At 49.5% G+C, this 26,086-nt stretch carries 29 protein-coding genes, 4 tRNA genes and 1 riboswitch; of the genes, 3 read left to right on the forward strand and 30 right to left on the reverse strand.

The genetic code is table 11. The features are described 5' to 3' along the window. Positions 1 to 44 precede the first annotated feature (44 nt). From dnaB to orn, 18 genes are all read right to left on the reverse strand, one after another. Positions 45 to 1,424 (reverse strand): replicative DNA helicase, encoded by a 1,380-nt coding sequence (gene dnaB / locus ACXAH1_RS19065; RefSeq protein ID WP_138542983.1) that lies wholly within the window; start codon positions 1,422 to 1,424, stop codon positions 45 to 47. 120 nt (positions 1,425 to 1,544) lie between these two features. Next, positions 1,545 to 2,486 carry a DUF4097 family beta strand repeat-containing protein gene (locus ACXAH1_RS19070; RefSeq protein WP_475198807.1) on the reverse strand — a complete coding sequence of 314 codons (942 nt, stop codon included), beginning with the start codon at positions 2,484 to 2,486 and terminating at the stop codon, positions 1,545 to 1,547. Between the two features lie 9 nt (positions 2,487 to 2,495). Continuing rightward, positions 2,496 to 2,981, reverse strand: coding sequence for a hypothetical protein (locus ACXAH1_RS19075; protein ID WP_475198809.1), 486 nt, complete (start codon positions 2,979 to 2,981; stop codon positions 2,496 to 2,498). Next, positions 2,974 to 3,525, reverse strand: a complete 552-nt coding sequence (locus tag ACXAH1_RS19080) for an RNA polymerase sigma factor (RefSeq protein ID WP_475198811.1) — start codon at positions 3,523 to 3,525, stop codon at positions 2,974 to 2,976. Before ACXAH1_RS19080 ends, ACXAH1_RS19075 begins: the two co-directional genes overlap by 8 nt. A 164-nt stretch (positions 3,526 to 3,689) precedes the next feature. Further along, entirely contained in the window at positions 3,690 to 5,432 is a 1,743-nt protein-coding gene (locus tag ACXAH1_RS19085) for a DUF7305 domain-containing protein (RefSeq protein ID WP_475198814.1), read from the reverse strand. A 5-nt stretch (positions 5,433 to 5,437) separates the two neighbouring features. Continuing rightward, positions 5,438 to 5,962, reverse strand: a complete 525-nt coding sequence (locus tag ACXAH1_RS19090; RefSeq protein WP_253048655.1) for a prepilin-type N-terminal cleavage/methylation domain-containing protein — start codon at positions 5,960 to 5,962, stop codon at positions 5,438 to 5,440. Then, positions 5,959 to 6,354: a type IV pilus modification PilV family protein gene (locus tag ACXAH1_RS19095; protein ID WP_138553084.1), complete on the reverse strand. Its 396-nt coding sequence runs from the start codon at positions 6,352 to 6,354 to the stop codon at positions 5,959 to 5,961. The genes ACXAH1_RS19090 and ACXAH1_RS19095 overlap by 4 nt, the downstream gene beginning before the upstream one ends. Then, the gene (locus tag ACXAH1_RS19100; protein WP_475198816.1) at positions 6,345 to 6,806 is read right to left on the reverse strand and encodes a pilus assembly FimT family protein; all 462 of its coding nucleotides are present in this window, start codon (positions 6,804 to 6,806) and stop codon (positions 6,345 to 6,347) included. The genes ACXAH1_RS19095 and ACXAH1_RS19100 overlap by 10 nt, the downstream gene beginning before the upstream one ends. Beyond that, positions 6,793 to 7,212 (reverse strand): type IV pilin protein, encoded by a 420-nt coding sequence (locus ACXAH1_RS19105; RefSeq protein WP_054016931.1) that lies wholly within the window; start codon positions 7,210 to 7,212, stop codon positions 6,793 to 6,795. The genes ACXAH1_RS19100 and ACXAH1_RS19105 overlap by 14 nt, the downstream gene beginning before the upstream one ends. A 411-nt stretch (positions 7,213 to 7,623) precedes the next feature. After that, positions 7,624 to 8,076: a 50S ribosomal protein L9 gene (gene rplI, locus ACXAH1_RS19110; RefSeq protein ID WP_054016932.1), complete on the reverse strand. Its 453-nt coding sequence runs from the start codon at positions 8,074 to 8,076 to the stop codon at positions 7,624 to 7,626. A gap of 35 nt (positions 8,077 to 8,111) precedes the next feature. Then, positions 8,112 to 8,339, reverse strand: coding sequence for a 30S ribosomal protein S18 (rpsR, locus tag ACXAH1_RS19115; protein ID WP_010386263.1), 228 nt, complete (start codon positions 8,337 to 8,339; stop codon positions 8,112 to 8,114). Positions 8,340 to 8,351: 12 nt separating this feature from the next. After that, positions 8,352 to 8,681 (reverse strand): primosomal replication protein N, encoded by a 330-nt coding sequence (gene priB, locus ACXAH1_RS19120; RefSeq protein WP_125563136.1) that lies wholly within the window; start codon positions 8,679 to 8,681, stop codon positions 8,352 to 8,354. A 30-nt stretch (positions 8,682 to 8,711) separates the two neighbouring features. Next, positions 8,712 to 9,053, reverse strand: a complete 342-nt coding sequence (gene rpsF / locus ACXAH1_RS19125) for a 30S ribosomal protein S6 (protein ID WP_010386261.1) — start codon at positions 9,051 to 9,053, stop codon at positions 8,712 to 8,714. Between the two features lie 211 nt (positions 9,054 to 9,264). Further along, positions 9,265 to 9,340 (reverse strand) — tRNA-Gly (locus ACXAH1_RS19130). A 149-nt stretch (positions 9,341 to 9,489) separates the two neighbouring features. Beyond that, a tRNA-Gly gene (locus ACXAH1_RS19135) sits at positions 9,490 to 9,565 on the reverse strand. 193 nt (positions 9,566 to 9,758) lie between these two features. Then, positions 9,759 to 9,834, reverse strand: a tRNA-Gly gene (locus ACXAH1_RS19140). Between the two features lie 70 nt (positions 9,835 to 9,904). Continuing rightward, positions 9,905 to 9,980 (reverse strand) — tRNA-Gly (locus ACXAH1_RS19145). 177 nt (positions 9,981 to 10,157) lie between these two features. Then, a complete protein-coding gene (gene orn / locus ACXAH1_RS19150; RefSeq protein ID WP_046004965.1) occupies positions 10,158 to 10,703 on the reverse strand; it encodes an oligoribonuclease in 546 nt (181 codons plus the stop codon). A gap of 173 nt (positions 10,704 to 10,876) precedes the next feature. Here orn and rsgA point away from each other — a divergent pair, with 173 nt between their 5' ends. Together rsgA and asd are read left to right on the forward strand one after the other, a co-directional pair. After that, positions 10,877 to 11,929: a small ribosomal subunit biogenesis GTPase RsgA gene (gene rsgA, locus ACXAH1_RS19155; protein WP_475198819.1), complete on the forward strand. Its 1,053-nt coding sequence runs from the start codon at positions 10,877 to 10,879 to the stop codon at positions 11,927 to 11,929. 34 nt (positions 11,930 to 11,963) lie between these two features. Beyond that, a complete protein-coding gene (asd, locus tag ACXAH1_RS19160; RefSeq protein WP_125720180.1) occupies positions 11,964 to 12,830 on the forward strand; it encodes an archaetidylserine decarboxylase in 867 nt (288 codons plus the stop codon). A 58-nt stretch (positions 12,831 to 12,888) separates the two neighbouring features. On the opposite strand, the gene ACXAH1_RS19165 is transcribed toward asd, so the two are convergent. The 8 genes from ACXAH1_RS19165 to ACXAH1_RS19200 form a co-directional block, all read right to left on the reverse strand. Beyond that, the gene (locus tag ACXAH1_RS19165) at positions 12,889 to 13,641 is read right to left on the reverse strand and encodes a HesA/MoeB/ThiF family protein (RefSeq protein WP_475198821.1); all 753 of its coding nucleotides are present in this window, start codon (positions 13,639 to 13,641) and stop codon (positions 12,889 to 12,891) included. Continuing rightward, positions 13,638 to 15,158 carry a thiamine phosphate synthase gene (thiE, locus tag ACXAH1_RS19170; protein ID WP_475198823.1) on the reverse strand — a complete coding sequence of 507 codons (1,521 nt, stop codon included), beginning with the start codon at positions 15,156 to 15,158 and terminating at the stop codon, positions 13,638 to 13,640. The genes ACXAH1_RS19165 and thiE overlap by 4 nt, the downstream gene beginning before the upstream one ends. Before the next feature lie 84 nt (positions 15,159 to 15,242). Then, the gene (locus tag ACXAH1_RS19175; protein ID WP_475198890.1) at positions 15,243 to 16,034 is read right to left on the reverse strand and encodes a thiazole synthase; all 792 of its coding nucleotides are present in this window, start codon (positions 16,032 to 16,034) and stop codon (positions 15,243 to 15,245) included. 2 nt (positions 16,035 to 16,036) lie between these two features. Further along, positions 16,037 to 16,234: a sulfur carrier protein ThiS gene (gene thiS, locus ACXAH1_RS19180; protein ID WP_475198825.1), complete on the reverse strand. Its 198-nt coding sequence runs from the start codon at positions 16,232 to 16,234 to the stop codon at positions 16,037 to 16,039. Further along, positions 16,231 to 17,250, reverse strand: a complete 1,020-nt coding sequence (locus ACXAH1_RS19185) for an FAD-dependent oxidoreductase (protein WP_475198827.1) — start codon at positions 17,248 to 17,250, stop codon at positions 16,231 to 16,233. Before ACXAH1_RS19185 ends, thiS begins: the two co-directional genes overlap by 4 nt. A gap of 39 nt (positions 17,251 to 17,289) precedes the next feature. Then, positions 17,290 to 19,242, reverse strand: a complete 1,953-nt coding sequence (gene thiC, locus ACXAH1_RS19190) for a phosphomethylpyrimidine synthase ThiC (RefSeq protein WP_475198830.1) — start codon at positions 19,240 to 19,242, stop codon at positions 17,290 to 17,292. Positions 19,243 to 19,406: 164 nt separating this feature from the next. Continuing rightward, positions 19,407 to 19,508, reverse strand: a riboswitch (TPP riboswitch). Between the two features lie 28 nt (positions 19,509 to 19,536). After that, entirely contained in the window at positions 19,537 to 19,956 is a 420-nt protein-coding gene (locus ACXAH1_RS19195) for an META domain-containing protein (protein WP_475198831.1), read from the reverse strand. Positions 19,957 to 20,054: 98 nt separating this feature from the next. Next, positions 20,055 to 20,444, reverse strand: a complete 390-nt coding sequence (locus ACXAH1_RS19200) for an acyl-CoA thioesterase (protein WP_138551755.1) — start codon at positions 20,442 to 20,444, stop codon at positions 20,055 to 20,057. Positions 20,445 to 20,549: 105 nt separating this feature from the next. On the opposite strand from ACXAH1_RS19200, the gene ACXAH1_RS19205 reads away from it, so the two are divergent. Further along, entirely contained in the window at positions 20,550 to 22,631 is a 2,082-nt protein-coding gene (locus ACXAH1_RS19205; protein ID WP_475198833.1) for a TonB-dependent receptor, read from the forward strand. Between the two features lie 76 nt (positions 22,632 to 22,707). Here the strand turns inward: ACXAH1_RS19205 and speD are convergent, their stop codons facing one another. The 4 genes from speD to astD form a co-directional block, all read right to left on the reverse strand. Further along, a complete protein-coding gene (gene speD, locus ACXAH1_RS19210; RefSeq protein ID WP_054016943.1) occupies positions 22,708 to 23,511 on the reverse strand; it encodes an adenosylmethionine decarboxylase in 804 nt (267 codons plus the stop codon). Positions 23,512 to 23,597: 86 nt separating this feature from the next. Then, positions 23,598 to 24,011, reverse strand: a complete 414-nt coding sequence (locus tag ACXAH1_RS19215; protein ID WP_239399759.1) for an OsmC family protein — start codon at positions 24,009 to 24,011, stop codon at positions 23,598 to 23,600. A gap of 82 nt (positions 24,012 to 24,093) precedes the next feature. Next, positions 24,094 to 24,432, reverse strand: a complete 339-nt coding sequence (locus ACXAH1_RS19220) for a DUF3802 family protein (protein ID WP_046004953.1) — start codon at positions 24,430 to 24,432, stop codon at positions 24,094 to 24,096. 175 nt (positions 24,433 to 24,607) lie between these two features. Then, positions 24,608 to 26,080 (reverse strand): succinylglutamate-semialdehyde dehydrogenase, encoded by a 1,473-nt coding sequence (astD, locus tag ACXAH1_RS19225; RefSeq protein WP_475198834.1) that lies wholly within the window; start codon positions 26,078 to 26,080, stop codon positions 24,608 to 24,610. Positions 26,081 to 26,086 lie beyond the last annotated feature (6 nt).

Raw genomic sequence — 26,086 nt, forward strand, 5'->3', positions numbered from 1 at the left:
CTCCTAATTCAGGCTGCCGACTCAGTTAGAAAACAACAAATACTCTAATATTCGTCATCGACTGCAGGACCGGCATAATTGTCGAACCGAGAGAATTGCCCCTGGAAGGTTAACCTAACCTTACCAATCGGACCATTACGCTGTTTACCAATAATAATTTCCGCGACTCCCTTATCTGGACTGTCGTCGTTGTACACCTCATCACGGTAAATAAACATGATCAAGTCGGCATCCTGCTCGATAGACCCCGATTCACGTAAGTCTGAGTTAACCGGGCGTTTATCAGCCCGTTGTTCCAGTGTCCGGTTAAGCTGTGATAGGGCTATCACCGGGCACTGAAGCTCTTTTGCCAGTGCCTTAAGTGAACGAGATATCTCTGCGATTTCTAAGGTCCGGTTGTCCGATAAACTGGGCACTCGCATCAATTGCAAATAATCCACCATGATCATGCTAATACCACCATGATCCCGCGCGATGCGCCTTGCCCGTGAACGCACATCTGTCGGCGTCAGGCCTGAAGCATCATCAATGTACATCTGACCCTTTTCCATCAACAAACCCATGGTTGAGGATAACCGTGCCCAATCATCATCATCCAGCTGACCAGTCCGCACTTTGGTCTGGTTAATACGCCCCAGTGAAGCCAACATCCTCATCATGATCTGTTCTGAGGGCATCTCCAGTGAATAGATAAGCACAGGCTTATCCTGCGTCATCGCAGCATGCTCAGCCAGGTTCATTGCGAAAGTGGTTTTACCCATCGACGGACGTGCAGCGACTATGATCAGGTCTGAGGGTTGCAAGCCTGCGGTCATCTGGTCAAGATCAGAGTAACCCGTGCTCACCCCGGTTACACCATCTTGCGGCGACTGATAAAGCTCTTCAATTTTATCGACGGTTTTTTCGAGAATACTGTGAATGCTCTGTGGACCTTCGGTACTCTTGGTGCGCTGCTCGGCGATTTTGAATACTTTACTTTCTGCCAGGTCCAATAATTCGTGACTATCACGCCCTTCCGGATTAAAACCCGCTTCGGCAATTTCATTGGCGACCGAGATCATCTCACGGACCACAGCCCGTTCGCGTACGATACTGGCATAGGCATCTATGTTCGCCGCACTGGGTGTATTTTTGGCAATTTCAGCCAGATAAGCAAAACCACCGACCGTGTCCAGTTGGTTGTTCTTTTCGAGGTTTTCCGAGATGGTGATCAGGTCAATAGGCTGACTGGCCTCGACCAGCTTGCTCATTGCCTCGAATATCAGCTTGTGGGTGCGGGTGTAAAAGTCCTGCGCGACAACCAGTTCTGCAACCCTATCAAACGCCTGATTATCAAGCATGAGTCCACCTAACACAGACTGCTCTGCCTCGATAGAATGGGGGGGAACTTTCAGGGTATCGACTTGTTGATCAGGTTTCGCCATATCACTACAAACACTAAGGGACGGACCTGTTATTGTATACGCAATTGGGGTGGAAATGAATCTAGATTATCAGGCTAATATTGACTCAGGGACGCCCTCGCTGGGCGCCCCTCCTGAGTATTACAATTTCTTCAACGCAATACGTCCACTGACAGTATCAATTTCTACATCCACATCACCGTCGTTAATCACGAACTCCAGCTCACGCGATGGCCCATATTTCGCCTTTTTTTCTTTGTCTGCTGACAGTTCATTGATGATCCGTCCGCCGGCATGCGCATCAATATCAAAACGCGCCGACAGATTAGTCGGAAAATAAAAGTCGACATCACCACTGACTGATTCAAAGCGAATATTGGCTCGCTTTTCCAGTGCTCTTAATTTGACATTAATCTCGCCATTGACCGTGCTCATTCTCAAATCCTTCAGGCTGGCAATATCGAAATCAACTTCACCGTTGACGTTTTCAACCCGAATATCACTCGCCTGAGTCATACTCTCAATACCACCATTGACCGCATTAAACCTTAGCTTGCCGCTGGACGCCATGTCTTCAATATCGCCATTGACTGTTTCATAGCGGATGTTACCGGATAGCTCTTTCCCCTCGATGTCACCATTGACGGTTTCCAGTTCAATTTTCCCGCTTACCTGATTTACCTCAATATCGCCATTGACGGTGGTGACTGCTACGCCCGCACTGAAGTTGCTGACATCCACATCGACATTCACGCCTTCAAAGTCCAGTTCACTCTGTTTCGGCATATAAATGGTCAACCGAGAACCATCTCGCTTGTTATTCCACCCTTTATTGCGACGTGGCATTTTGACAATAAACTCTGTTACATTGCCCTGAGTTTCTAATGTATAGCCATCGGCCAGCTCATCTAGCTCGCCACTGACTTTAAAGCTTGGCTTGTCCCATGACTTGATAGTGACTTTACCACGCTGGTTTTCGATAACCACTTTGCCATCCAGCGGCACCTCAATCTGCTCGTCAATCTTGTCACCCGCCAGGGCAAACAGCGGCAGCGTGGCCAGTCCTAAAATGATTGCTTTCATGCTTCTCTCCTAAATCTGTTGCCACTGGGGCTGATGTACCTTAGTGATTAAATCCAATTGCTGCTGGTATACCTGAGCCAGCATTTTAAGCAGGGCTGCATTGTCGGGATCTTTTGTCAGAGCCAGTTTGATGGCCTGCTCTGCTTCTTCCAGTTCCTGTAATGGCTGCTGCCAATCCTGTGTGAGTGCGGGTTGTGCCTCATACTGAACCAATAGCGTTTGTTTTCTCTGCTCGAAGAAGGCACTCATATTCGCCATAGTATCTTGCTGAGGCTGCGTCATGATGACCTGCCAGCTCAGCAGGCCAGCTGATACACAGGCCGCAACACCAGCCAGCTTAACCCAGGGACTGGCAGAGCGATGCTCCACTGTGGGCAAATTGATTGCCTTTTCAATGCCCTGCCATAAGTCTTTTCGCGGTTCAGGTAGCTGATCCTGCTCTTGTTGTCGTGGCAGCTGTTGTTTCAGAAACTGCTCAAACGTTGGTTTACTCATTGTCATACCACTCCTGTAACAATTTCCTGGCTCGGTGAAACTGGGATTTACTTGAGCCCACCGCCATATTCAACATGCCCGCCACCTCTTCATGGCGGTACCCTTCTACCGCGTGTAAGACAAACACCAAACGGGCACGCTCAGGTAAACGCAGGACCAGCTTATCTAGCCCGTTGAGCGATTCACATTGCGCGATTTCAGTTTGTTCCATCCCACTGTCTTCCAGGCTGACGACTTTTTGCAGCCAGTTTTTTTGCTTACGCAAATAGCTAATTGCAACATTCGACGTGACGCTGTGAAGCCAGGTCGTGAATTTTGACTGCCCCTGAAACTGAGCGATTTTATGCCATAGCTGAACAAACACTTCCTGCGTCGCATCTTCCGCGTGTGCCTGATCGGCAAGCAAACGTAAACACAGTCCATACACCCTGCGATAACACTGCTGATAGAGCTGTTCAAATGCAGCCTGCTCGCCCTGCTGGGCACGCTGCACTAACGCCTCAATCGTATCTTGGTTAAATGCCTCTTTGGCATTGATTATCATAGAGTATTCCCTCGTTACCGAGCCACCATCGTGACACATCAGATGTAATAAAGAAAGTAACCCAATGGCGCGATGTTTGAAGAGTAAGACGCGGGGGGAAGAGCAAAAGGTTTAAACAAAGAGGAAAAATTTTTCTGTACAGTGGGAGCGACTAGTTCACCGTGTTATTCGTCTTCCTCCTCTGGAGTCTGATAGTCTTCGCCAGACTCAAAACGCCAGCCCATAAATTCCAGCTTAGCCGGCGTAACCACGCCGCCGTTGCCGAGGTTAAAGTTTTTCAGTGCTTCATCAAAATGCACACCACTGCCGCCGGTGGCATCTATGGTTGCGCCACGGATAGTGCCGTAAAACTGACCACTCCCTCGCATCGCGATGCTGGTAACGGGTGCATAAATTACTGCATACACGGAACTGGCACCTCTCAGAGTAATGCCATTTTGGCCAGAGTAAGAAGAGAAGATACTCAAACTTGGAAAGCCGCTATCAGTCATGCCTTCCCTTTCAGTGATCACGACACCACTGGCACCAAAATCAACTTTACCGGTAACAAAAATCGCCAGACTGCTACCTGCTTTGATAGTAATGCTGGTGTGACCCGTCATCTTGAAGTCACCATCGACCAGCCAGATCACATCTCCTCCCTCAATGGTAATGGTACCATCGCTGGTAAGCTTCATGTTTTTCATCCCAAACACATACTCATTGCCGCTATTACCCTGACCATGGTTTTGCGTAAGGTGCTGAAACAAATAGATGTCTGCGGGGCTCGATGACCAGGTGCCACTGCCTCCACGTATATAACGGCCTTCGCTCGGGGTAAACACATAGTCCGTCTGTGCACCGACAGTAAAATCAGCATAGTTGTTATTGCTGTCGATCACTGAGGGCATATTCAAAGGTAACGCCAGTGGATCACACTCTTTATCTGGGTCATTGGGATCATAATCCGGCGAGCTGGGATCGTATACCCGTACCGCTTCCACTTCTGGGTTAACATTGAAGCGATCAGCTGAATAATGCAACCCACCTTGCATATGGCTGCTCTGGAAGACACCCGTGCCACCATACATAATGTCTAACTCAGCCTGGTTTTGATTGAGGATTTCGGCGCCCCACTTCATCGTCACGTCACCATTCGCACGCAGTACGCCGGTGATCTGTCCGCCATTGTGCTTTACGAACCCCTGAGTGAGCACATCGCCATCAACCCGCACGCCACTGCCCGCGGAAATATCGATACCAGTATTAGACTGAACAGTACCGACAACAGGTGAAGACCCCTTTAGATACAGGATACCCGATGCTTTAACATCTCCCATGATAGGAGAGTGACCATTTAGCACCACATCGGCATCGCCAATCACAGTATTCACATCGCCATTGCTGGTTTTAGTGTCTTCATAGCTACCCTGAGTGGAATCATAACTGTCGACTAAACCACTGCCCGCAAGATTTACGCCTTTACACCCGGTAACGGCGTTTTGAAACACTGAGCTGCGTTCGGGAGGGGTGTACTTAAAGTAAGAGATCATACGCGCCTGGGCCTGCTCATCATAACGCTGCCCCAGGCTGGCAATCGCCACTTCATCACCGTTGACTGACAACTGGGCGTCAAAACTCGTGCCATCCAGTTCGCCGCTCCCCAGACCCGCCCCAATCTGCTGCACCACCTGCTCCAGTGTCAGATTTGGATTATTGATAAGTGCTGCTTTGAGTGCCTGCCCCCGCTCGATCACGCCCTTTTCAGCCAATAAACGAGCATTCAGGTCTTTTTGATAATTACCACTGAGACGCTCCTGCACCAGGGTATCTTTAAATGCAGCAAAGACCACCACACTGGCTACCGAGCTGAGTAGCATCACTTTTATCAGGGTAAACCCACGTTGTCGTAGTGTTTGTATTGCCATGATAGTCACCAGTTCGCCGTCGCCAGCACCTGCTGACTTGCTGCAATATCTATCTGGATCCCCGCGGCATACTGTGCGGGCACACCCACGGGTGTCACTGTAATGGACGTGATCAGGCCGTTGACCGAAAAGCTTAGTCCATTTACCCCTCTTAACAAGCGCTGGGCAGGTAAGTTATCTGAGCTGATATCGCATAATAAGTAGCCATCAAGTAACGAAAAGGTCTCGGTGTAATTCACCACAGGCACGCTGCCATCGCAGGCCGGCGTATTGGCAACCTGACTGACTTCTAATGCCTCACCGTTCAGCATGACCTGAGGTGTGGACGCTGTTTGCTTAATGCTACGCGTCATTAGCTGACTGGTATAGCGGATCACTTCCTGTGCCTGTGCCAGCTCCTGATTTACCGCAATAGTGCTGCGAATGGTCGAATAGGCCACGGCAATACCTCCGAGCATAAACAAGCCTATCGCCAGTGCGATCAGCAGCTCAAGTAAAGTAAATCCGCGACAATTCATCAATCGACTCACAAACATTCATTGACAAAACTGGCGTGCAATGAGATTTGGTCCACGCCTGTATTGGTCATACGTTCATCGTGCCAGCTAACCGTCAGGCTCATATCGAGACTAAAGGTATCAGGCAGCGTCAACGTAAAGCGAGGATCATTCGGATATAGCCGGGCAGCTGTCGGGTTGGCACCCGGGTTCAGGCTGGTATTGACACTCTGATAATGGCAAATGTCGGGCCAAATGCGCTCTATCGCATTCTGCCCGTGGATCAAAGCCAGAGTATAATTAAAACTGTTCTGTGCAAACTGCATGGCCTTGATCTGGGCAGCAGCAAGGCCGAGCAATGCAATGGCTGCAATTACCATAGACACCATAACTTCCAGCAATGAAAACCCCGAAACTACGCGCAATTGTCTGTCGCCTTACCCAACCAGCTTTGCCCACTGTGTAAGATGCATAAACGAACATCGTCCGTTGTTGCATCATTATCCGATATCAGTATGTTACTGAATGCACTGAGCTCACCGCTTGAGCGCAGTGTTCTGTCAACCAGGTTCACAGCTACTGCCGTGTGGTCAATCGTAAACCGTTTTAACGTGATTTCCTGGCCCTGCTCGACCACCTTCATCACCCAGTCATTGTTTTCAAGTTCCAGTTTTACCGGCACTTCGCGTTTTACCGCTTCACTGCGGGCAAAGCGATAAAAGCTGCTTAGCTGATTTGCAGTGGTATTAACCCTGTCCTGTTTAATCTGGCCAATTAAAGACGGCGCAGCCGTGACAGCCAGGATGGCAATGATGGCCAGGACCATCAACAGCTCAATCAGTGTTACACCGTGCTGGGCGTGCTTACCAACAGTCATTCAGGTTGCCTCCCTGATTGCCTAAATGGTCCAGCGTGAGCACTCCGCAAATGTCGCCATTCTGACCACCTGCAGCCAATGGTGTCGCCTTTAAAATATAGCCCATATTGCGAAAATCACCGTTGGCACCTTGTGGCTTATTACGCGCTTCGTAGCTGAACGTGTAGTGTTCAGCAGCTGGCAGACTTTGAAACGTTTGATCATTAGGGTAACCACCATTGCGGGAATAAATACGCTCCAACGTAGCACTGGTTTGCAACAGTAAGTGCTGTGCATCCAGTCGTCTGCTTTCACGTACATACTGACCATAGTTTGGCAATGCCACACTGGCCAGAATGGCGACGATCGCAATGGCGATCAACAGCTCAATTAAAGTAAATCCACGCATTCTGGAGGTTTTAAGCATATTGGGTTTCCCACCTAAATGATAACGCTGTCATTAGTGCCTGAATAAGACTGTATGACATTTAACCAATAAAAAAAAGTGCCTGTAATAAAAACAGTTAACTAAAATATCACAAAACAGAATTATCTAAAACAGGAACGCGCTTACACGAGATAACAGCCGACGATGTGCCTCAAGGCTACACGGTGGTCAGACCATTAAATACCAGCGTCATTTGTTCCCATAAAGACTATAAGCCGTTTACGAGCGCTGTTGTTTTGATTTGGATTAAATTTCCGACTTGTGTTGTAAACCTTCCATGATGATCCCGATAATCATCAGATCCACACACTGAAAATTGGAGTTGTTATTGTCTTTCAGAGATTGGGAATACAACCGCGTGCAGATACACGCGGTTGGTGCTTAATACTATTAAGCTTCAGCGATCACGATTACTTTGATAGCTGTTGTCACGTCAGTGTGAAGCTGGATTGATACGTCGAACTCACCTGTTTCGCGGATAGTACCGGTAGGCAGACGAACTTCTGACTTAGCAACTTCAAGGCCTACTGCTGTGATAGCGTCGGCAATATCGCGAGTACCGATAGAACCAAACAGCTTACCTTCGTCACCCGCTTTAGAAACCAGAGTCACTTCAGCAAGTGCTTCTAGTTTTTCAGCGCGCGCTTGTGCAGCAACTAGCTCTTCAGCGATTTTCGCTTCAAGCTCAGCACGACGTGCTTCGAAAGTTTCGATGTTAGCTTTAGTTGCAGGAACTGCCTTACCCTTAGGGAAAAGGAAGTTACGTGCGAAACCAGATTTAACAGAAACCTGGTCACCTAGGCCACCTAGGTTTGCGATCTTGTCTAGTAGAATAACTTGCATGTCTCTACACCTTTTAAAAACTGTTAATCAGCTGCTTACTTGTGTAAGTCAGTGTACGGAAGAAGGGCTAGGTAGCGAGCACGCTTGATAGCAGTTGCTAGCTGACGCTGGTATTTAGCGCTAGTACCTGTGATACGGCTAGGTACGATTTTGCCACTTTCAGTTACATAGTTTTTAAGAGTAGCCAGATCTTTGTAATCGATTTGTTGTACGCCTTCCGCTTTGAAACGGCAGAACTTACGACGTCTGAAATAACGTGCCATGAGTAAATTTCCTCAATTAATTCTTTCAATATGTTGTGCATGTAATACAAGTTGACTCAAGCCACTGCGACTCTCGTGTCGGTTTAAAAAACCGCGTACTTGTAAGGTTTGCCCAACGTATAAATGCTCTAGTTGAGTCCGGAACTGCTGTCCGCTGGCTACCACCTGAATTCGCACATAACTGTTACGATTTAGGTCGGCTTCTACTTGCATCGATTTATGTTCTAAAACAAAAATACAATGCGCGATACCCGCGGGGCTTTGACTGTACTTAGGTGGCTTACAGACCGTGCCGGATAATACCAGCTGGTTTGTATACAGTTCAGACTGAGTGCTCACCAAACTACCAAGTCAATTCCGAATCAATAACGATTAAGCAGTTGCTGCTTCTTTTTTCTCTTCTTTAGCAAGAGGAGACGCTTCAGTTACAGCGTTCTTAGTACGCATAACCAGGTTACGAAGCACTGCATCGTTGTAGCGGAAAGAAGTTTCAAGCTCGCTGATTACTTCAGTAGGTGCTTCAACGTTCAACAGAACATAGTGTGCTTTGTGAAGCTTTTCGATTGGGTAAGCCAGTTGACGACGACCCCAGTCTTCTAGACGGTGGATTTTACCGCCAGCTTCTGTGATGGCACCAGTATAACGCTCGATCATACCAGGTACTTGCTCACTTTGGTCTGGGTGAACCATGAATACGATTTCGTAATGACGCATGGATATTCCTTACGGTTAATATAGCCTTGTCCCGTTTCGGCCAGTCGGGGTAAGGCAAGGAACTAAAGTTAGTTAGGCCGAAAGAGCGCGTATTTTACGTGTCGAACTAAAAATAAGCAATCAGTTTATCGATGAAAATTGGTGGAATAAGATTTAAAGTTGAGCAAGTAAGTCAGAGTGAGAAAATATGGATATAAAGAGAGGGAGGAGTTGGAGCGGCACACGAGGTTCGAACTCGTGACCTCGACCTTGGCAAGGTCGCGCTCTACCAGCTGAGCTAGTGCCGCTTCATAATTTGCTCAATTGTTTTAAACGCTGGTTCGCGACGGGTCGCGTCTAACGTTTTAGCAGCTGAGCTAGTGCTGCATCACAGGGTATGGAAATATAATCCAATACAAACTCGTTATTTAGTCAGTCGAGTAAACTGATTGTATATTGGAGCGGCACACGAGGTTCGAACTCGTGACCTCGACCTTGGCAAGGTCGCGCTCTACCAGCTGAGCTAGTGCCGCTTCGTAAGTTACGGAATATTAAAACGCTGGTGCGCGACGGGTCGCGTCTAACGTTTTAGCAGCAGAGCCAGTGCCGCATTCCTGATTACTCATATTTTAAACGCTGGTGCGCGACGGGTCGCGTCTAACGTTTTAGCAGCTGAGCTAGTGCCGCTTTATAAAAGATATCTAGTTTATACACCTGAAGAAGTGTTGGAGCGGCACACGAGGTTCGAACTCGTGACCTCGACCTTGGCAAGGTCGCGCTCTACCAGCTGAGCTAGTGCCGCATCACAGGGTATGGAAATATAATCCAATACAAACTCGTTATTTAGTCAGTCGAGTAAACTGATTGTAGATTGGAGCGGCACACGAGGTTCGAACTCGTGACCTCGACCTTGGCAAGGTCGCGCTCTACCAGCTGAGCTAGTGCCGCATCACAATGTAGCTCTTAGTTTCCCGCTGTGCGCAACCTTGAGGTCGCGTCTAACGTTTCAGCAGCTGAGCTAGTGCCGCTTCATAAATACCCCAGAGACAAATAAGCTTTGCCGTCTTGAGCGGGGCAGGATTCTACAAGATAGAAAAAGCATTGCAAGTACTTTTTCTAAATTTTTTAAAGATTGAAGAATTTTTGCTGGTAAACCTTCAACTCCATAATGGAGTCTTTGATGTCGTCCAGAGCCAGGTGAGAGCTCTTTTTGTGGATCCCATTTAACAGCTCAGGCTTCCAACGACGTGCCAGCTCTTTAATCGTGCTGACGTCCAGGTTCCGGTAGTGGAAATATTCTTCCAGCTCAGGCATGTATTTATTGAGGAAGCGACGGTCCTGACCAATCGAGTTACCACACATAGGCGATTTGCCCGGCGGTACCCATTGTTTCAGGAAGTCTAATGTTTGTTTGATTGCATCAGATTCAGAGTGAGTGCTGGCCTTACAACGCGCAGTCAGACCGGAACGGCCATGCTGGTTTGTACACCACTCATCCATATTATCAAGTAAATCATCACTTTGATGGATAGCAATTACAGGTCCCTCGGCCAGTACATTCAGATCACAGTCGGTGATCACAGTGGCAATTTCGAGGATCCTATCTGTTTTAGGTTCCAGACCCGTCATTTCTAAGTCGAGCCAGATCAGGTTTGATTCATGAAAAGACATACACTACCTAACGGTACTTTCCTTTAGATCCAATGCAATTAGATATATCATATTAGCTTCATCACTCGACCAAAAGCTTTTTTTTACAAAGCGGGGCAATTTATTGAGTTATAGTCCATGATTGGCCTGTATACCACTCGATAGCAATAAATCGTGTCGCGAGTTTATAAGATATGGCAAAACGCAAAAAACTCAGTAAGGGCCAGTCCAGACGGATCAGTGCCAACCATCAAAAACGCTTGCATAAAGCGAAACAACAATCCGACACTCAGGTAACTTGGCAAACCGATAACCTGGGCCCCACAGAACCCGCAGTGGTGATCAGTCGCTTTGGCCAGCACGCCGATGTCGAGTGCGAAAATGGCGACGTCCTGCGCTGTAATATTCGCCGTACTGTCACCAGCATAGTATGTGGCGATGAAGTGATTTTTCGTCGCGCCAAAGTCAGCGAAGGCGATCTGGCAGGTGTAATAGAAGCTGTCGAGCCCCGCCGCTCTCAGCTCACCCGTCCGGATTTTTACGACGGCGTAAAAGTGGTGGCAGCCAATATTGACCAAATTTTAATGGTATCCGCTGTAGTGCCTGAATTCACCCCACAGATCATTGACCGCTATCTGGTCGCCTGTGAAGACATGGGCATTGAACCAATTCTGTTACTCAACAAGATCGATCTGTTAGATGAAGAAGGCCTCGACTATGTCGATGAAGTGCTGGATATCTATCGTGAGCTAGGTTACCGCGTCCTGCTGGTGAGTAACAAAACAGGCCAAGGGATCGATGAGCTCAAATCCCTGCTGACAGACAAGAACAATATCTTTGTTGGCCAATCCGGCGTGGGCAAATCCACCTTAGTGAATACCGTACTGCCCGATGCCGCTATCCTGACGCAGGAAGTCTCTGAGAACAGTGGCCTGGGTCAGCACACCACTACAGTTTCTAAACTGCATCACCTGCCCAGTGGCGGTAACCTGATAGACAGTCCGGGGATCCGTGAGTTCGGTCTGTGGCACCTCGAAGTAGAGCGGGTAACCTGGTGTTTTAAAGAGTTTCGTGAGTTTATCGGCGGCTGTCGTTTCCGCGATTGCAAACACCTCAACGATCCGGGTTGTCTGATCCTGGAAGCGGTTGATGAGGGCAAGATCAGCGAGCTGCGCTTTGACAGCTATCATCGTATTCTGGAGTCAATGGCGGATGGTCGCGCAGGTGCGCGCGCGCCAAGAGTTTGATACTATCTTCAAAATTTTTTCAGGAATAATAAAAGTGAACTTGGATAAACTAAAGATTGCCCTGCAATATGCTTTACCCAAACATGCCGTATCACGTTTGGTGGGAAAACTGGCCGCAGCCGAAGCGGGTGCACTGACAACCACCTTAATTAAATTGTTTATTAAACAGTACAAGATAGACATGAGTGAAGCCCTGCATGAAGATCCAGCTCACTATAAAACCTTTAATGAATTCTTTACCCGTCCGCTGAAGCCGGGGATCCGCCCACTTGCCGAAGAAGCCAGCATTGTGGCTCACCCGGTCGACGGTGCCATCAGCCAGTTAGGTGATGTAGTCGATGGTCAGATCATTCAGGCCAAAGGCCATGACTACAGCCTGCAAACCCTGCTGGGGGGCAAAGAGTCGGACGTTGCACCGTATCTTGGTGGTAAATTTGCCACCATTTATCTGGCGCCCAAAGACTATCACCGCATTCATATGCCCCTTGATGGTACACTGAAAAAGATGATCTACGTACCTGGCGATCTGTTCTCGGTAAACCCGCTGACTGCGCAAAACGTCCCTAATCTGTTTGCTCGTAACGAGCGCGTAGTCGCTATCTTTGACACTGAGATAGGTCCACTGGCTATGGTACTGGTGGGCGCCACCATAGTGGCCAGCATCGAAACTATCTGGGCGGGTACGGTCACGCCACCAGCCGGTAAAGACGTCTTTAGCTGGGATTATCCCGCAGAGGGCGACAACGCCGTTAAATTGAAAAAAGGCGACGAGATGGGCCGCTTTAAGCTGGGCTCGACGGTTATTTTGGCCTGGGGAGAAGACAAGGCCGACTTCCTGGCCAACCAATTGCCAGAAACCGTTACCCGTATGGGCACCCCATTTGCGACCATCCGCGATTAAGCCGGATAACTCGCTCAAAAAAGCCCGCAGAAGCGGGCTTTTTAAATCGTCTGTGGCATTAGCCACACACATCACATGCTGTATCTCTTTCCAGCGTAAATTGCCTTTGCTTAAGGCTTAGCGCATCAACCACTATCATTTCACTGTGTTTATCAGGTATATCAGAGATAATTAAACTGACTGCTTTCATCGCCTGCATAGAGCCGATTATGCCCAATAACGGACTCACCACACCTGCGTTCTGACAATTCAATACCGATTGCGCCGAAGACTGTGGAAAAATGCAGTGATAACAGGGGGAAGGTTTCCTGAAATCAAAGGTCATAAACTGGCCCTGAGTGCCCAGCGCGGCACCCGAGATCAGGACCTTACGGTGTAGTACGCAATACTGATTGAGCAAATAGCGCGTGGCGAAGTTGTCGCTGCAATCCAGGATCCAGTCACTGTCTTGCAATATGCTGTCTATATTGCTGCTATTAAGCTTCACAGGCTGAGGGATCAGTGAGATTTGGTTATTCAGGCTCGCTAAAACCTTACCCGCGGCTTTCGCTTTTGGCTGCCCGATATGGCTGACCTTATACAAAATTTGCCTTTGCAAATTAGACAGTTCAACCGCATCATCATCACAAAAAGTCAGCTGCCCAACTCCGCTTGCCGCCAGGTAAAACAGCGCTGGGCTACCCAGGCCACCACAACCCACCACGGCCACCCGCGCTTGTTTAAGACGGAGTTGACCGGCTTCCGACACTTCATTGAGCAGTAAATGGCGGCTGTACCTCAGCCGCTCTTTGTCACTGAGTTCTGTACTCATGACTCGCCAGTGGCCCGTTTCAGGTCAATAATGGCCTGTTTAGGGTCCGCCGCTTCGGTGATGGCACGCACCACTGCCACACTGCCAACTCCGGTGGCGGCAACCTGAGGAGCGCGTGTCAGGTCAATGCCCCCAATAGCCACTGTAGGATAGGTTTCACGCATCAGAGGCACAAAGTGCCTGAGCTTTTCGAGCCCCTGGATCTGTCCGGTCATGTCCTTGGTGGTGGTCGGGTAAATCGCCCCAAATGCCAGATAACTGGGCCGGTAGTTATGGGCTCGCAGCATTTCATAAAACCCATGTGTGGACACCCCCAGGCGCAACCCCGCCTGCTGAATGGCAACCAGATTCGCAGAATCCAGATCTTCCTGACCAAGATGCACCCCATAGGCGCCATGGCGAATGGCCAGCTCCCAGTGGTCGTTAATAAAGACCCGGCCCTGATACTTTTCCCCCAGGGTGATAGCACACTGTATGTCTTCTTCCAGGGTCGCATGATCAGCCTGTTTAATTCTGAGTTGCACTGTTTTTACGCCCTCAGCCAGACACTTTTCAACCCAGTCTACCGAGTCTACGACGGCATAAAGCCCCAGTTCTTCTCCGATGGGTGCAAACCCGGCGGCAAAGTTAAACTCTTCACTGACGGCAAATTCCAGTTCATCACCGAGCCAGCTTCCAGGCTCTATCACCTGAGGAAAGTCCGAGATATTCTCTGGGAACCCGGCATGTGCCAGTGGCCCTCGCCCCTCACCAAAGCGCTGCGCTAATTTCAGCCCCTGGTTGATATAAGCTTTGGCCAGAATGAAGGCATCTTTGATCGGGTAGCCTTTGGCCAGGCAAGCCGCAACAGAAGACGCAAAGCTACATCCGGTGCCGTGGCTGTGTGGGGTTTGTATCGCCTCGTTACCCAGCCAATACTCTTCACCCTCACTCCAGCAATAATCAATGCAATAACCACTGGGATAATCCCAGTGCCCGCCTTTAATGATCACCGATTTGACGCCAAATTCACGTAGTTTACGGGCGGCGTCTCTAACGGCATCCGGACCAATCAGATACACGCCAGTCAATACTTGCGTCTCCTGCGTATTGGGCGTGATCACATCGACCAGAGGTAAAAGGTACTTTTTCAGTGCATCCAGGGTATCTTCTTCGGTCAGCGCATCGCCACTGGATGCAATGGCAACCGGGTCGAACACAATCACAGGGGGATTGTCCCAGCGACTCTTGTACTGCGCCAGATGCTCTGCCACCAGCTGTATCTGTGTGCTATTGGCCAGCATGCCAATTTTAATCACGGTTGCTTTTAAATCGGCTTCGAGTGCCAGTAGCTGAGATTCCAGCACTTCACTCGAGACCGCATTGATCTCTTCAACCGCCAAACTATTTTGCGCCGTCAGCGCAGTTATGGCTGTGCAGGTTTGCACACCAAAACTGTGCATTGCTTTGACATCCGCCTGCACTCCGGCGCCGCCGCCCGAATCCGACCCGGCAATGGTCCATACCAGTTCAGCCACAATTACTCCTACTTACTCTGTTTAACGTGGGCGCATGAATAAGTGCTATGCGCCACAAAGGCTTAGCGTCACTATAGCGCGTGTTTAATTCTGATGCCAAAAGGGCATCCCCATCGTCGGGGTGGAAGGCGTTGCGACTTCTTTTTCCGGCATGGCCTGCGCTACATAGGCGGCACGCCCGGCAACCACCGCATGATTAAAAGCACTGGCCATGGTCACCGGACAACCAGCACCGGCAATGGCAGAGTTCAGCAACACGGCATCATACCCAAGCTCCAGGGCCTGTACGGCATGTGATGGTAAACCGAGCCCCGCGTCAACAATCAGGGTATGGTCAGGCAAACGCTCACGAATGGTTTTCAGGTTATAGGGGTTGAGTAGCCCTTTCCCGGTGCCAATGGGGGCGCCCCAGGGCATCAGTACTTCGCAGCCCAGATCCGCCAGGCGCTGACACACCACTAAATCATCGGTGCAATATGGCAGCACTTTAAAACCTTGTTTTATCAGGATTTCGGTGGCTTCCAGCAGGGCAATCGGATCGGGCTGTAAATTATATTCGTCGCCAATCAGTTCCAGCTTGATCCAGTCAGTTGCAAACACTTCCCGACACATTTGTGCCAGTGTCACCACTTCTTTGACACTGTGACACCCGGCGGTATTAGGCAGTACTCGCAATCCGGTGTCTTTGATCAATTGCCAGAAGTCGTCTCCGGCCGACACTGAGTTCTGTCGTCGCAGAGAGACGGTGACGATTTGCGCCTGCGAAGCCACCAGGCTTTGCTGCATAATTTCCGGCGAGGGATAAAGTGCTGAACCTATCAGCAAGCGACTGTCGAACTGCTCACCGTAAATGGTTAACGGTTTATCACTGTGCATCATTAGCCTCCCTGAATAGGCGATAGCAACTCGATGCTGTCACCCTCTTGCAGTAGATGCTCCGCCAATGTGCTGCGCGGCACAAATTGCCCGTTCAGCGCCACCGCAAAGGGTGCCTTTGCCCCTTGCGCTTCAATCACCTCCAGCAATGACTGTGGCTGTGACAGCCTGAGCGCCTGACCATTGTAACTAATATTCATAATACCCCTTGTTGTAACGCTTGCTGCACCACAGCGGGTGCCAGCAAAAACCCATGCCGATACAGACCGTTAATCCGAATCACATTGTCAGTCACCGTGATCTGCGGGCGATTGTCTTTATACGCCGGGCGCAAGCCTGCGCGTAGCGACATCACCCGCCCCTCAGCAAAGCCACTGTGTACCGTATATGCGGCAGAAAGCAACTCCAGTGTTGAGCGTACCGTGATATCACCCCGATCCTGAGATTCAATTTCGGTCGCACCGATGACAAACTCGTGATTTGGTTTTGGCGCGATATAGAGCGGATAACGCGGATGCATCAGACGCACCGGGCGCTGTAAACTCACCTCGGGCGCATAGATGCGGGCAACCTCTCCACGCACGCCACGCAGCCCCGGGCTGTCGTCTTTGGCATCCAGCCCGCGGCAGTCAATGATCCAGTCAAACGCCCCACCATTGACCCGCCCTTGTGCGATGTGTGCATTTGACCCTTCATGAAAGCGCACGCCCCTGTTTTTTAGGGTGCTAAGGCTGGCAGCATAGAATGCCAGATTATCGAGCTGACCCTCACAGGGTAAGTACAACCCCTGATGAAAACGGCCAGCCAGCTCAGGTTCCAGCGCACCAATGCCGTGACCATCCAGGTTTTGCACCTGATGGCCAGCCAGAGGCTTAAGACGACGTTGGAAACTCAGCAAATCGCCCCTGTCTTGCTGATGCGCGACGATCACTGTACCCTGCTGCTGAAAGAACACCGGCGCGTCGAGTTTGGCCAGCAGCTCGGGCCATAAGGTCATGGCATGTAAGCCCTGCTCGGCCAAGTCTTGTTCACAGATCACGGATTCGGCCATGGGGGCGAGCATCGCGGCGGCCAAAGTGCCGACACTGGCAGGCGCCGCGACCGGGTCGCGCTCAAATACGCTCAGCTGATACTGCTCTGCCAGCATCAGGGCTGCAACCCGCCCTGTCAGGCCAAAGCCGACAATAGCAACGCGTGGTTTGTTTGTCTGGGACATCTTGCCTCCATACGGGCCCGAAGGGCCCGCTTCTCTAAATCACAGCGCTTTGTGGTAAAGCTCCGACCCCGTCTCTTTGAACTCGCGTGATTTATTTTTCATTTCGGCTTCCACATCAATCATTTTGATGGCGATGGCTTCGCCGGCATTATTTGGATCTATGCCCTCGGCTTCGAGTTGTTTGGCATAGTCGCGCACATCCTGGGTGATCTTCATAGAGCAGAACTTAGGACCACACATAGAGCAGAAGTGCGCCACTTTACCCGACTCCTGAGGCAGTGTTTCGTCGTGGTAAGACAATGCCCGCTCCGGGTCCAGACTCAGGTTAAACTGATCGTGCCAGCGGAACTCAAAACGCGCTTTAGACAGGGCATTATCACGGATCTGCGCGCCCGGGTGACCTTTGGCCAGATCCGCCGCATGCGCCGCAATTTTGTAGGTGATCAAACCTTCTTTCACGTCTTCTTTATTTGGCAGACCCAGGTGCTCTTTTGGCGTCACGTAACACAACATTGCGGTACCGTACCAAGCTATCTGCGCCGCACCAATGCCGGACGTGAAGTGATCATAGCCAGGAGCAATATCTGTGGTCAGCGGACCAAGGGTATAGAAAGGCGCTTCATGACAATGCTTTAATTGCTCATCCATGTTTTCTTTGATCAAATGCATAGGCACATGACCCGGCCCTTCAATGAATACTTGTACGTCATGCTTCCAGGCAATCGTGGTCAGCTCACCTAAGGTGCGCAGCTCAGACAATTGCGCTTCGTCATTGGCATCGGCGATTGAACCCGGACGCAAGCCATCACCCAGAGAGAAACACACATCGTACTGCTTCATGATCTCGCAGATGTCTTCGAAGTGGGTGTACAGGAAGTTTTCTTTATGATGCGCCAGACACCATTTGGCCATAATCGAGCCACCGCGCGAAACAATCCCCGTTACCCGCTTCGCCGTCATAGGCACATAGCGTAACAGTACACCCGCGTGAATGGTGAAGTAGTCAACGCCTTGCTCGGCCTGCTCAATCAGCGTATCGCGGAAAATTTCCCAGGTCAGATCTTCCGCCACGCCGTTCACTTTTTCCAGCGCCTGATAAATCGGCACCGTACCGATGGGTACCGGTGAGTTACGTACTACCCACTCACGGGTCTCGTGGATATAGCGGCCTGTCGACAAGTCCATCACCGTATCCGCACCCCAGCGTGTTGACCACACCAGCTTTTCCACTTCTTCTTCAATCGAGGAAGTCACCGAGGAATTACCTATGTTGGCATTCACCTTCACCAGGAAGTTGCGGCCGACAATCATAGGTTCGGTTTCCGGGTGGTTAATGTTGTTTGGCAAGATAGCGCGGCCTCGTGCAATTTCAGAACGCACAAACTCAGGGGTAATAAAGTCCGGGATCTCAGCACCAAACGACTGGCCCTTGTGCTGCTGCGCCAGTAACTCTTCACGAATTTTCGCGCGGCCCATGTTTTCACGAATGGCGACGTATTCCATTTCCGGCGTCACAATACCACGGCGCGCATAGTGCATTTGTGTCACATTCTGTCCGGGCTTAGCGCGACGGATCTTAGGCAGGTTTTCAAAACGAATATGGTCCAGACCTTCGTCCGCCATGCGCTGCTGAGAAAACTGCGAAGTGACCGACTCCAGCACTTCAGTATCGTCGCGGTCCAGGATCCACTGCTCACGGAATTTAGGTAAACCTTTACGCACATCCAGCTTAAAATCCGGATCGGTATAAGGGCCCGACGTATCATAAACACGAACCGGCTCATTCTTTTCGAAGATCGGATCTTCTTCCGTACCACCGATAAAAGAGTCGCTCAGAGTGATTTCGCGCATACCAACACGCACACCTGTCTGCTCCCCATCGACATACACTTTCTCGGAATTAGGGAAAGGTTGCCCGGTAAGGTTATAGATAAAATCCGACGCGGCCTCGCGCGACTCACGACGTGATAACTTGCTACTGTTGTTTGACATGACATGCCTCATTGTTAAGTTAAGGTGTCTTGTCAGAACTCCGCTAAGGGAGCGAGAAGGGTCCAAACCAGGCTCACAGCAAAATTCTGTGTGCTGGTTTCATTCAGTGGATCATGCTGGCACAGGCACAACATGGCTGGCAACCTAGATATCTTGCGATATACCAACTTAGGTAGCTTGTTCCCTACGCAGGCATTAACCTGATCAGGTCCACGGATCCCGCAATACTGCGATCTCAGCCCAGATGGGCACTCCGACAAGTAACGAACTGTGAAAAAGTTTACTGAATCGCGCCTAGTTAGTCAAAGACTCTGCGTCCAGCGCTTTAAACCGCCAGGTTTGCTGGCCTTTCAGCTGTAGCTTGCTATTCACAAAGGTAACACTGGCGCCTTGTTGCAGCATCTCTAGAAACTGTACTTCCTGATTGTCTAAGGTACTGCCGCAAGACTTGCGAGTCATCCCCAACTTACTCAGTGTGAGCACCTCTGAATCCATGTTGCCCTCGGCAAAAAACCGATTACAACCTGCGAAGCCAACCACCTGTAGAGCGTCCAGAAATTCAATTTCTATCGGTGAGGTATCTTTGACAAGACGACCATCAACCTGAATTAGCTGCCAGTGAGAGTGCTTAAGCTGTTCCCTGGTTACCTTCCCTGTACTGGAACATGCCATTAATAATACGCACATCAGGCATAAAAGAATGGAAATTTTCATGGTAAACCAACCGCTTAAAATATGATTAATATTATAACGTCAGGCGGCATGGAAAAGGCAGTAAAAATCTGTAATTTTCTGCCTTTTTAGTCAAAAAATCAGCCAAAAAGCTGATCAATCTCCTCTGGAAGGAACGGACGTCCTCGTTCATTCACGGAAGTGCCTGTCACAACGGCATCCAGCATCAATTTATTATCCTCTGCACGGATAATACGCTGGATAAACGCAAACTTCAGTTTGCTGACCCGCAATGTGTCAACCTCAACATAAAAAGCGTCGCCTGGTTTAAGTGAATCCTTGTAATTCATTTCTGAGCGGATCACTACCAGGTTGATTTTTTGTTCCGCAAGTGCAGCAAAATCGACGCCATTGGCAATCAAAAATTCATGCCTCGCATGTTCCAGATAATTAAAATAGACACTGTTATTCACTATGCCCTGTAGATCACATTCGTAATCCCTGACTTTGAAATCAAGCTTAAATGTCATGGCCTTTCCTCTTGACTAAGTTGCCGAATTTATAACACATATTAACTGTTAACTGGTCGGGCTTTTGCTACACTGTGCGCAATCAAAAATGGAACAAGACAAGACATGAAGCTTAAACTTTCTTCGCTTAGCATCAGCCTGTTGGCTGCCCTGTCATACCAAGCCGCAGCTGATGAATCACGCACCGCAGTGCCCCTTGAAACCATTGAGGTCACCGGTGACTTTCAAAGAGAATCTCTGCAAACACTGAGCGCCAGTGCCAGTGTCATGGATGAAGTTGAAATGACCCATCGCGGCGCCAGTTACCTGGACGAATTACTGAACAGCACCGCCAATGTGAACTTTACCGCAGGTGCCTCGCGAGGCCGCTTCGTGCAGATCCGTGGTGTGGGCCTGCGCTCTCAGTTTGTAGATCCTATCACCCCGAGTGTAGGCATGTTAGTCGATGGCATTAACTACTCAGGCCTGGGTGGCAGTGCATTGCTGTTCGATATTGATCAGGTCACCCTGTATCGCGGTCCTCAGGGAACACGTTTTGGTGCCGATGCAATGGGCGGAATAGTCGAGCTGCAGTCTCATGCTCCAACTCAGGACACGGACCTGAAACTCCGCATAGGCGCCGGCAACTACAACAGCTATGAAGCGGGTCTGGCCGCAGGTACGGGATTGACCGATAACACCGCTGCCCGGATCAGTATATATCAACGCGGCTCGGATGGTTACGTTGATAACCTTTACCTGAATAAACCCACTCAGGACCAGGAAGAGAGTCTGGCCCGTTTTAAACTGAGCAGCCAGCTGACAGACGCATTGACTGTCAATCTGGCTGTGCACCATATCAATATTGATAATGGCTATGATGGCTTTACACTGGATAATACACGTAACAGTGTGGCCAATCAGCCAGGTAAAGACACACAAAAAAGCGACGCCTTTGCACTCAGTGCGTTGTATACCGGCCTGAGCGCCTTTGATGTCGAGCTTCAGGGCACAGGGTTGCAGGCTGATACTGAGTATAGCTTCGACGAAGACTGGACCTGTCATGATGCGACTCAGGCACAGCTTTGCGCCGCCGGGTTACACCCGGATCACTATGTTGGCTTTGATAACTATCTGCGTGATCACGAACGTGGCAGCCTCGAGATAAAACTCAAAGACAAGCAAGGCGACTGGGTCATCGGTGCCTATGCACAGCGTCGTGATGTCGCACTCAGCCGCAGAAACGCAACTTTTAAGTCTCACTATGATGTCTCCAACCAGGCAGTATTTGGGCAGAAAGTCACGCACCTGAATGATCAAACCCGCTTGATCACAGGATTGCGTGTGGAGCGCTATGACAGTGAATACACAGACTCCAATGGCTTCACCATAGATCAGGATGACACTATGGTCGGTGGTAAGCTGGCGCTGGAATATCAGGTGGTGCCACGTACCATGATCTATACCAGTCTTAGCCGGGGCTATAAAGTCGGCGGCGCCAATGGGGAAGCGCTGGCAAAATTCAAAGACAAAGGCTTCAGCATTCCTGCCTCAGCATTTTCGTTTGAACCAGAATATCTGTGGAATGCGGAATTTGGCGTGAAAGGCCAGTCTGAAGATAAAAAACACACACTTGCGGTCACAGCTTTCTATATGGAGCGCGAGGACATGCAGCTTAAACAGTGGAAAGTGAGCGGCGTGCAGTTTGCAGGCTTCATCAGTAACGCAGGTAAAGGCGAAAACTATGGTCTGGAAGTTGAAGGTCAACGTCTGATCACCGATCAGCTGACGCTGAACTATAGCCTGGGTTATCTCGACACTAAAATTGAAGACTTTGTGACGACTTCGGGTGAAAACTTCGATGGTCGCGAGCAGGCACAGTCACCTAAGTATCAATATGCGTTTTCAGCAGACTACAGCGTACTGGAAAATCTGGTGGTCACTCTGGGTCTCGAAGGTAAAGACGATTACTTCTTCTCTGACAGTCACAATGAACAAGCACCGAGTCAAAACCTGATCAATGCCAGCGTAAGTTATTATGGTGAACAATGGTCACTCACCGCCTGGGGTCGTAACCTGGCCGATCGTGATGTACCGGTTCGGGGCTTCTACATTATGAATGACCCACGCATTGGCTATGAAACCAGTCGCTACGTGCAATATGGTGAGCCGCGGGTCTTTGGCCTGACCTTCACGTACGATTTGTAATACCAATCCATATCGATATAAAAAAGGCGCTCAGTGAGCGCCTTTTTTTACATTCCCAGCGGATAGTACCAGCTGGTTATTCCGGCAGGTTGCGACCGTAGAACACTTCCTGGATCTCGCGATTCAGACGCTCGCGGATCTGCTCTTCTTCATCTGCATCCAGATCATCTGTTGTGATACCGAACAAATAGGTGTTCAGATCGGTTTCTTTAAGCATCATCTTAGTGTGAAACAGATTTTCCTGATACACATTCACATCCACCATGTGATACGCCTCTTTGGTATCTTCGGTCATGTAATTCTGGATAGAGTGGATAGCATGATCGATGTAATGCTTTACGCCATTCACATCGCGAGTGAAACCACGTACACGATAGTCAATAGTAACCACGTCTGACTCTAACTTATGGATCAGGAAATTCAGCGCCTTCAGTGGTGAAATAATGCCACAGGTCGAGACTTCAATATCAGCACGGAATGTACAAATACCATCATGCGGATGCGCTTCAGGATAGGTGTGCACACAAATATGGCTTTTATCCAGGTGCGCAACCACAGAATCCGGTAACGGTCCTGGTGTTTCGTTGCTGTCGAACGTTTGCTGCTCTACCGGCTCTTCCGAGACCAAAATAGTGACACTGGCGCCCTGCGGGTCGTAATCCTGGCGGGCAATATTCAGTACATTGGCACCAATGATATCGACAACATCGCGCAGAATGTCGGTCAGGCGATCGGCACTATACTGCTCATCGATGTATTCCAGATATTCTTTACGCTGCTGCTCGGTCTTGGCATAGCAAATATCATAGATACTAAAGCTTAAACTCTTAGTTAAGTTGTTAAAGCCGTGGAGTTTAATTTTATCAAAGGGCTTGTTCACGATAGACCCACCTTAAAACGTGAAAATCTGCGCTGCAGAAATAAAAGTTCGCGGATTTTATACGAAAATAGCGTCGCAAAAAAGACCTATTTCGCGCTGTTTTCAACCACTTCGTGGCTGTGAGTAATTTCTACCGCTTTTTCAAGCATTAAGGCTACCGAACAGTATTTTTCAGCAGACAATTGCACTGCGCGCGCCAGGTGCTTTTCTGACACATTATTGCCAGTCACCACAAAGTGTAGATTGATTTTGGTGAATACTCTAGGCGCACTCTCAGCGCGCTCTGCAGTCAGCTCCACAGTGACATCACTGACGTCCTGCTTTGCTTTTTTTAGAATACTGACAACATCCACAGATGAACAGCAGCCTGCCGACATCAACACCATTTCCATCGGACTAGGCGCCGCACTGTCAGCGCCTGCGTCGAATACCACGTTATGACCAGAATGAGAGCGACCAATAAAGGTGTCTCCGTCAACCCACTTCACACTTGCTTGCATGTTTATTGTTCCTCGAGTTCCTAAAACTAATAACACCGCCAATAGGCGGTGTTATATTTGATACATAGCAGCCACGACTGCATTAGTTTATTGCATTGTCGAACAGGTTTTTAACCAGCCCGGCGAATTCCTCAATAAACTCTCTTTGTTCTTCAGTGACGCGCTGCTCTGTTACGCTGGAGAGTACTTCCTGCAAATCATACACAATGCCGTCAACTTCTCTGACTATCAGGCTACGTTGTTCGGTCGTCAATCCGGTATGTTGCTCACAGAGGCGGATCACATGCTCAGCAATCACATCTTCTATTAACTCCAACACCTTAGGTGCATTGGCTTTCACCACACCCGGCTTCTCAAACAAGGCTAAGTGTTGCGTTAGGTACATGACTAACTCATCGTATCCTTGTTTATCTAAAACCATATATTGCCCACCTGAATGTATCAATGACATCTCCTATTGATTTAAGCAGAAACTAGTTTTGATTGCTACTTTTGATATTTGCAGACCAACAAAAAAGCAGCCGAGTTGAAACTTGGCTGCTTTTTTCAATACTAAAGGGTGAGAAAATAAGGGTTTATTCTCACTGAGTATGATTTTACTCGATAGTCAGGCCCGGACTCAAGGTGCCTGGCAAAGTCACTTTGTCCAGCTCAACCGAAGCCACCGGGTATGCACAGTAGTCTGCTGCATAGTAAGCACTTGCTCTGTGGTTACCAGAAGCACCAATACCACCAAATGGTGCGGCACTGGATGCGCCTGTGATTGGGCGGTTCCAGTTCACGATACCCGCACGGCTGCGACGCAGGAAGTGCTCATAATCGGCCTGGTTATCACCCAGTAAACCGGCAGACAAACCAAAGCTAGTGTCGTTGGCTTTTTCAATCGCGGCATCGAAATCGCTGTAACGGAACACTTTCAGTAACGGACCGAAGTGCTCATCATCAGGGAAGTCAGTGACCTTAGTACACTCAATGATGCCTGGCGTTACAAAACCCGTGCCTTCAGTGTGTGTCAGCTCAAGCAAAATCTCACCACCGAGTTCAACCAGCTGTTGCTGTGCAGCAACCATACCAGCAGCAGCGTTGTTAGAGATCATTGAGCCCATAAACGGCTGATCTTCAGCATCATAATTACCGATCTTAATCGCTTTAGTGGCTTTAAGCAGTTGCGCCAGGATCACATCGCCCTGTTCACCTTCTGGCAGGAACAGTTTACGCGCACAGGTACAACGCTGACCGCTGGAGATAAACGCTGACTGGATGATGTCGTGAACTGCCGCTTTGGTATCAGCAACGTCTTTAACGATCAATGGGTTGTTACCCCCCATTTCCAATGCCAGGATTTTGCCTGGCTGACCCGCATACTGCTCATGTAACAGATGACCGGTACGAGAAGAGCCAGTGAAGAACAAGCCGTCGATGCCTTTGTGTGACGCCAGGGCTTTACCAGTTTCAACTTCACCCTGTACCAGGTTGATCACGCCTTTTGGCAGACCAGCCTGTTCCCATAGCTTCAGCGTTAGCTCAGCGACGTATGGCGTCAACTCAGACGGCTTAAAGATCACGGTATTGCCCGCAAGCAGCGCTGGCACAATGTGACCATTTGGCAGGTGACCCGGGAAGTTATAAGGACCAAATACGGCCACTACGCCATGGGCTTTGTGACGAATGACAGCGCGGCCTACTGGCATTGGATTTTCAACCACACCAGTACGCTCGTGATAGGCTTTCTCAGAAATCGCGATTTTACCGACCATAGCGCCTGCTTCAGTACGCGTTTCCCACAGTGGCTTACCCGTTTCCTGAGCGATGGCCACAGCCAGGGCTTCACTGTTCTCTTTTAGCAGCTCAGCAAAACGCTTAACCACAGCCAAACGTTCTTCAAATGCCAAGTCACTCCAGCTATAAAAGGCTTCGCGTGCCGCTTTAACTGCACCGTCAACTTGCTCAGCTGTTGCCGCATTGGCACGCCAGATCTCTTCGTTATTGGCCGGGTTTACCGACGCAAATGCTGCGCCTTCACCCAAGCGCCACTCACCATTGATAAATTGTGCTGCGTGTGTTGTCATAATTCT

This window comes from Pseudoalteromonas sp. AWH4_217, assembly GCF_056161105.1.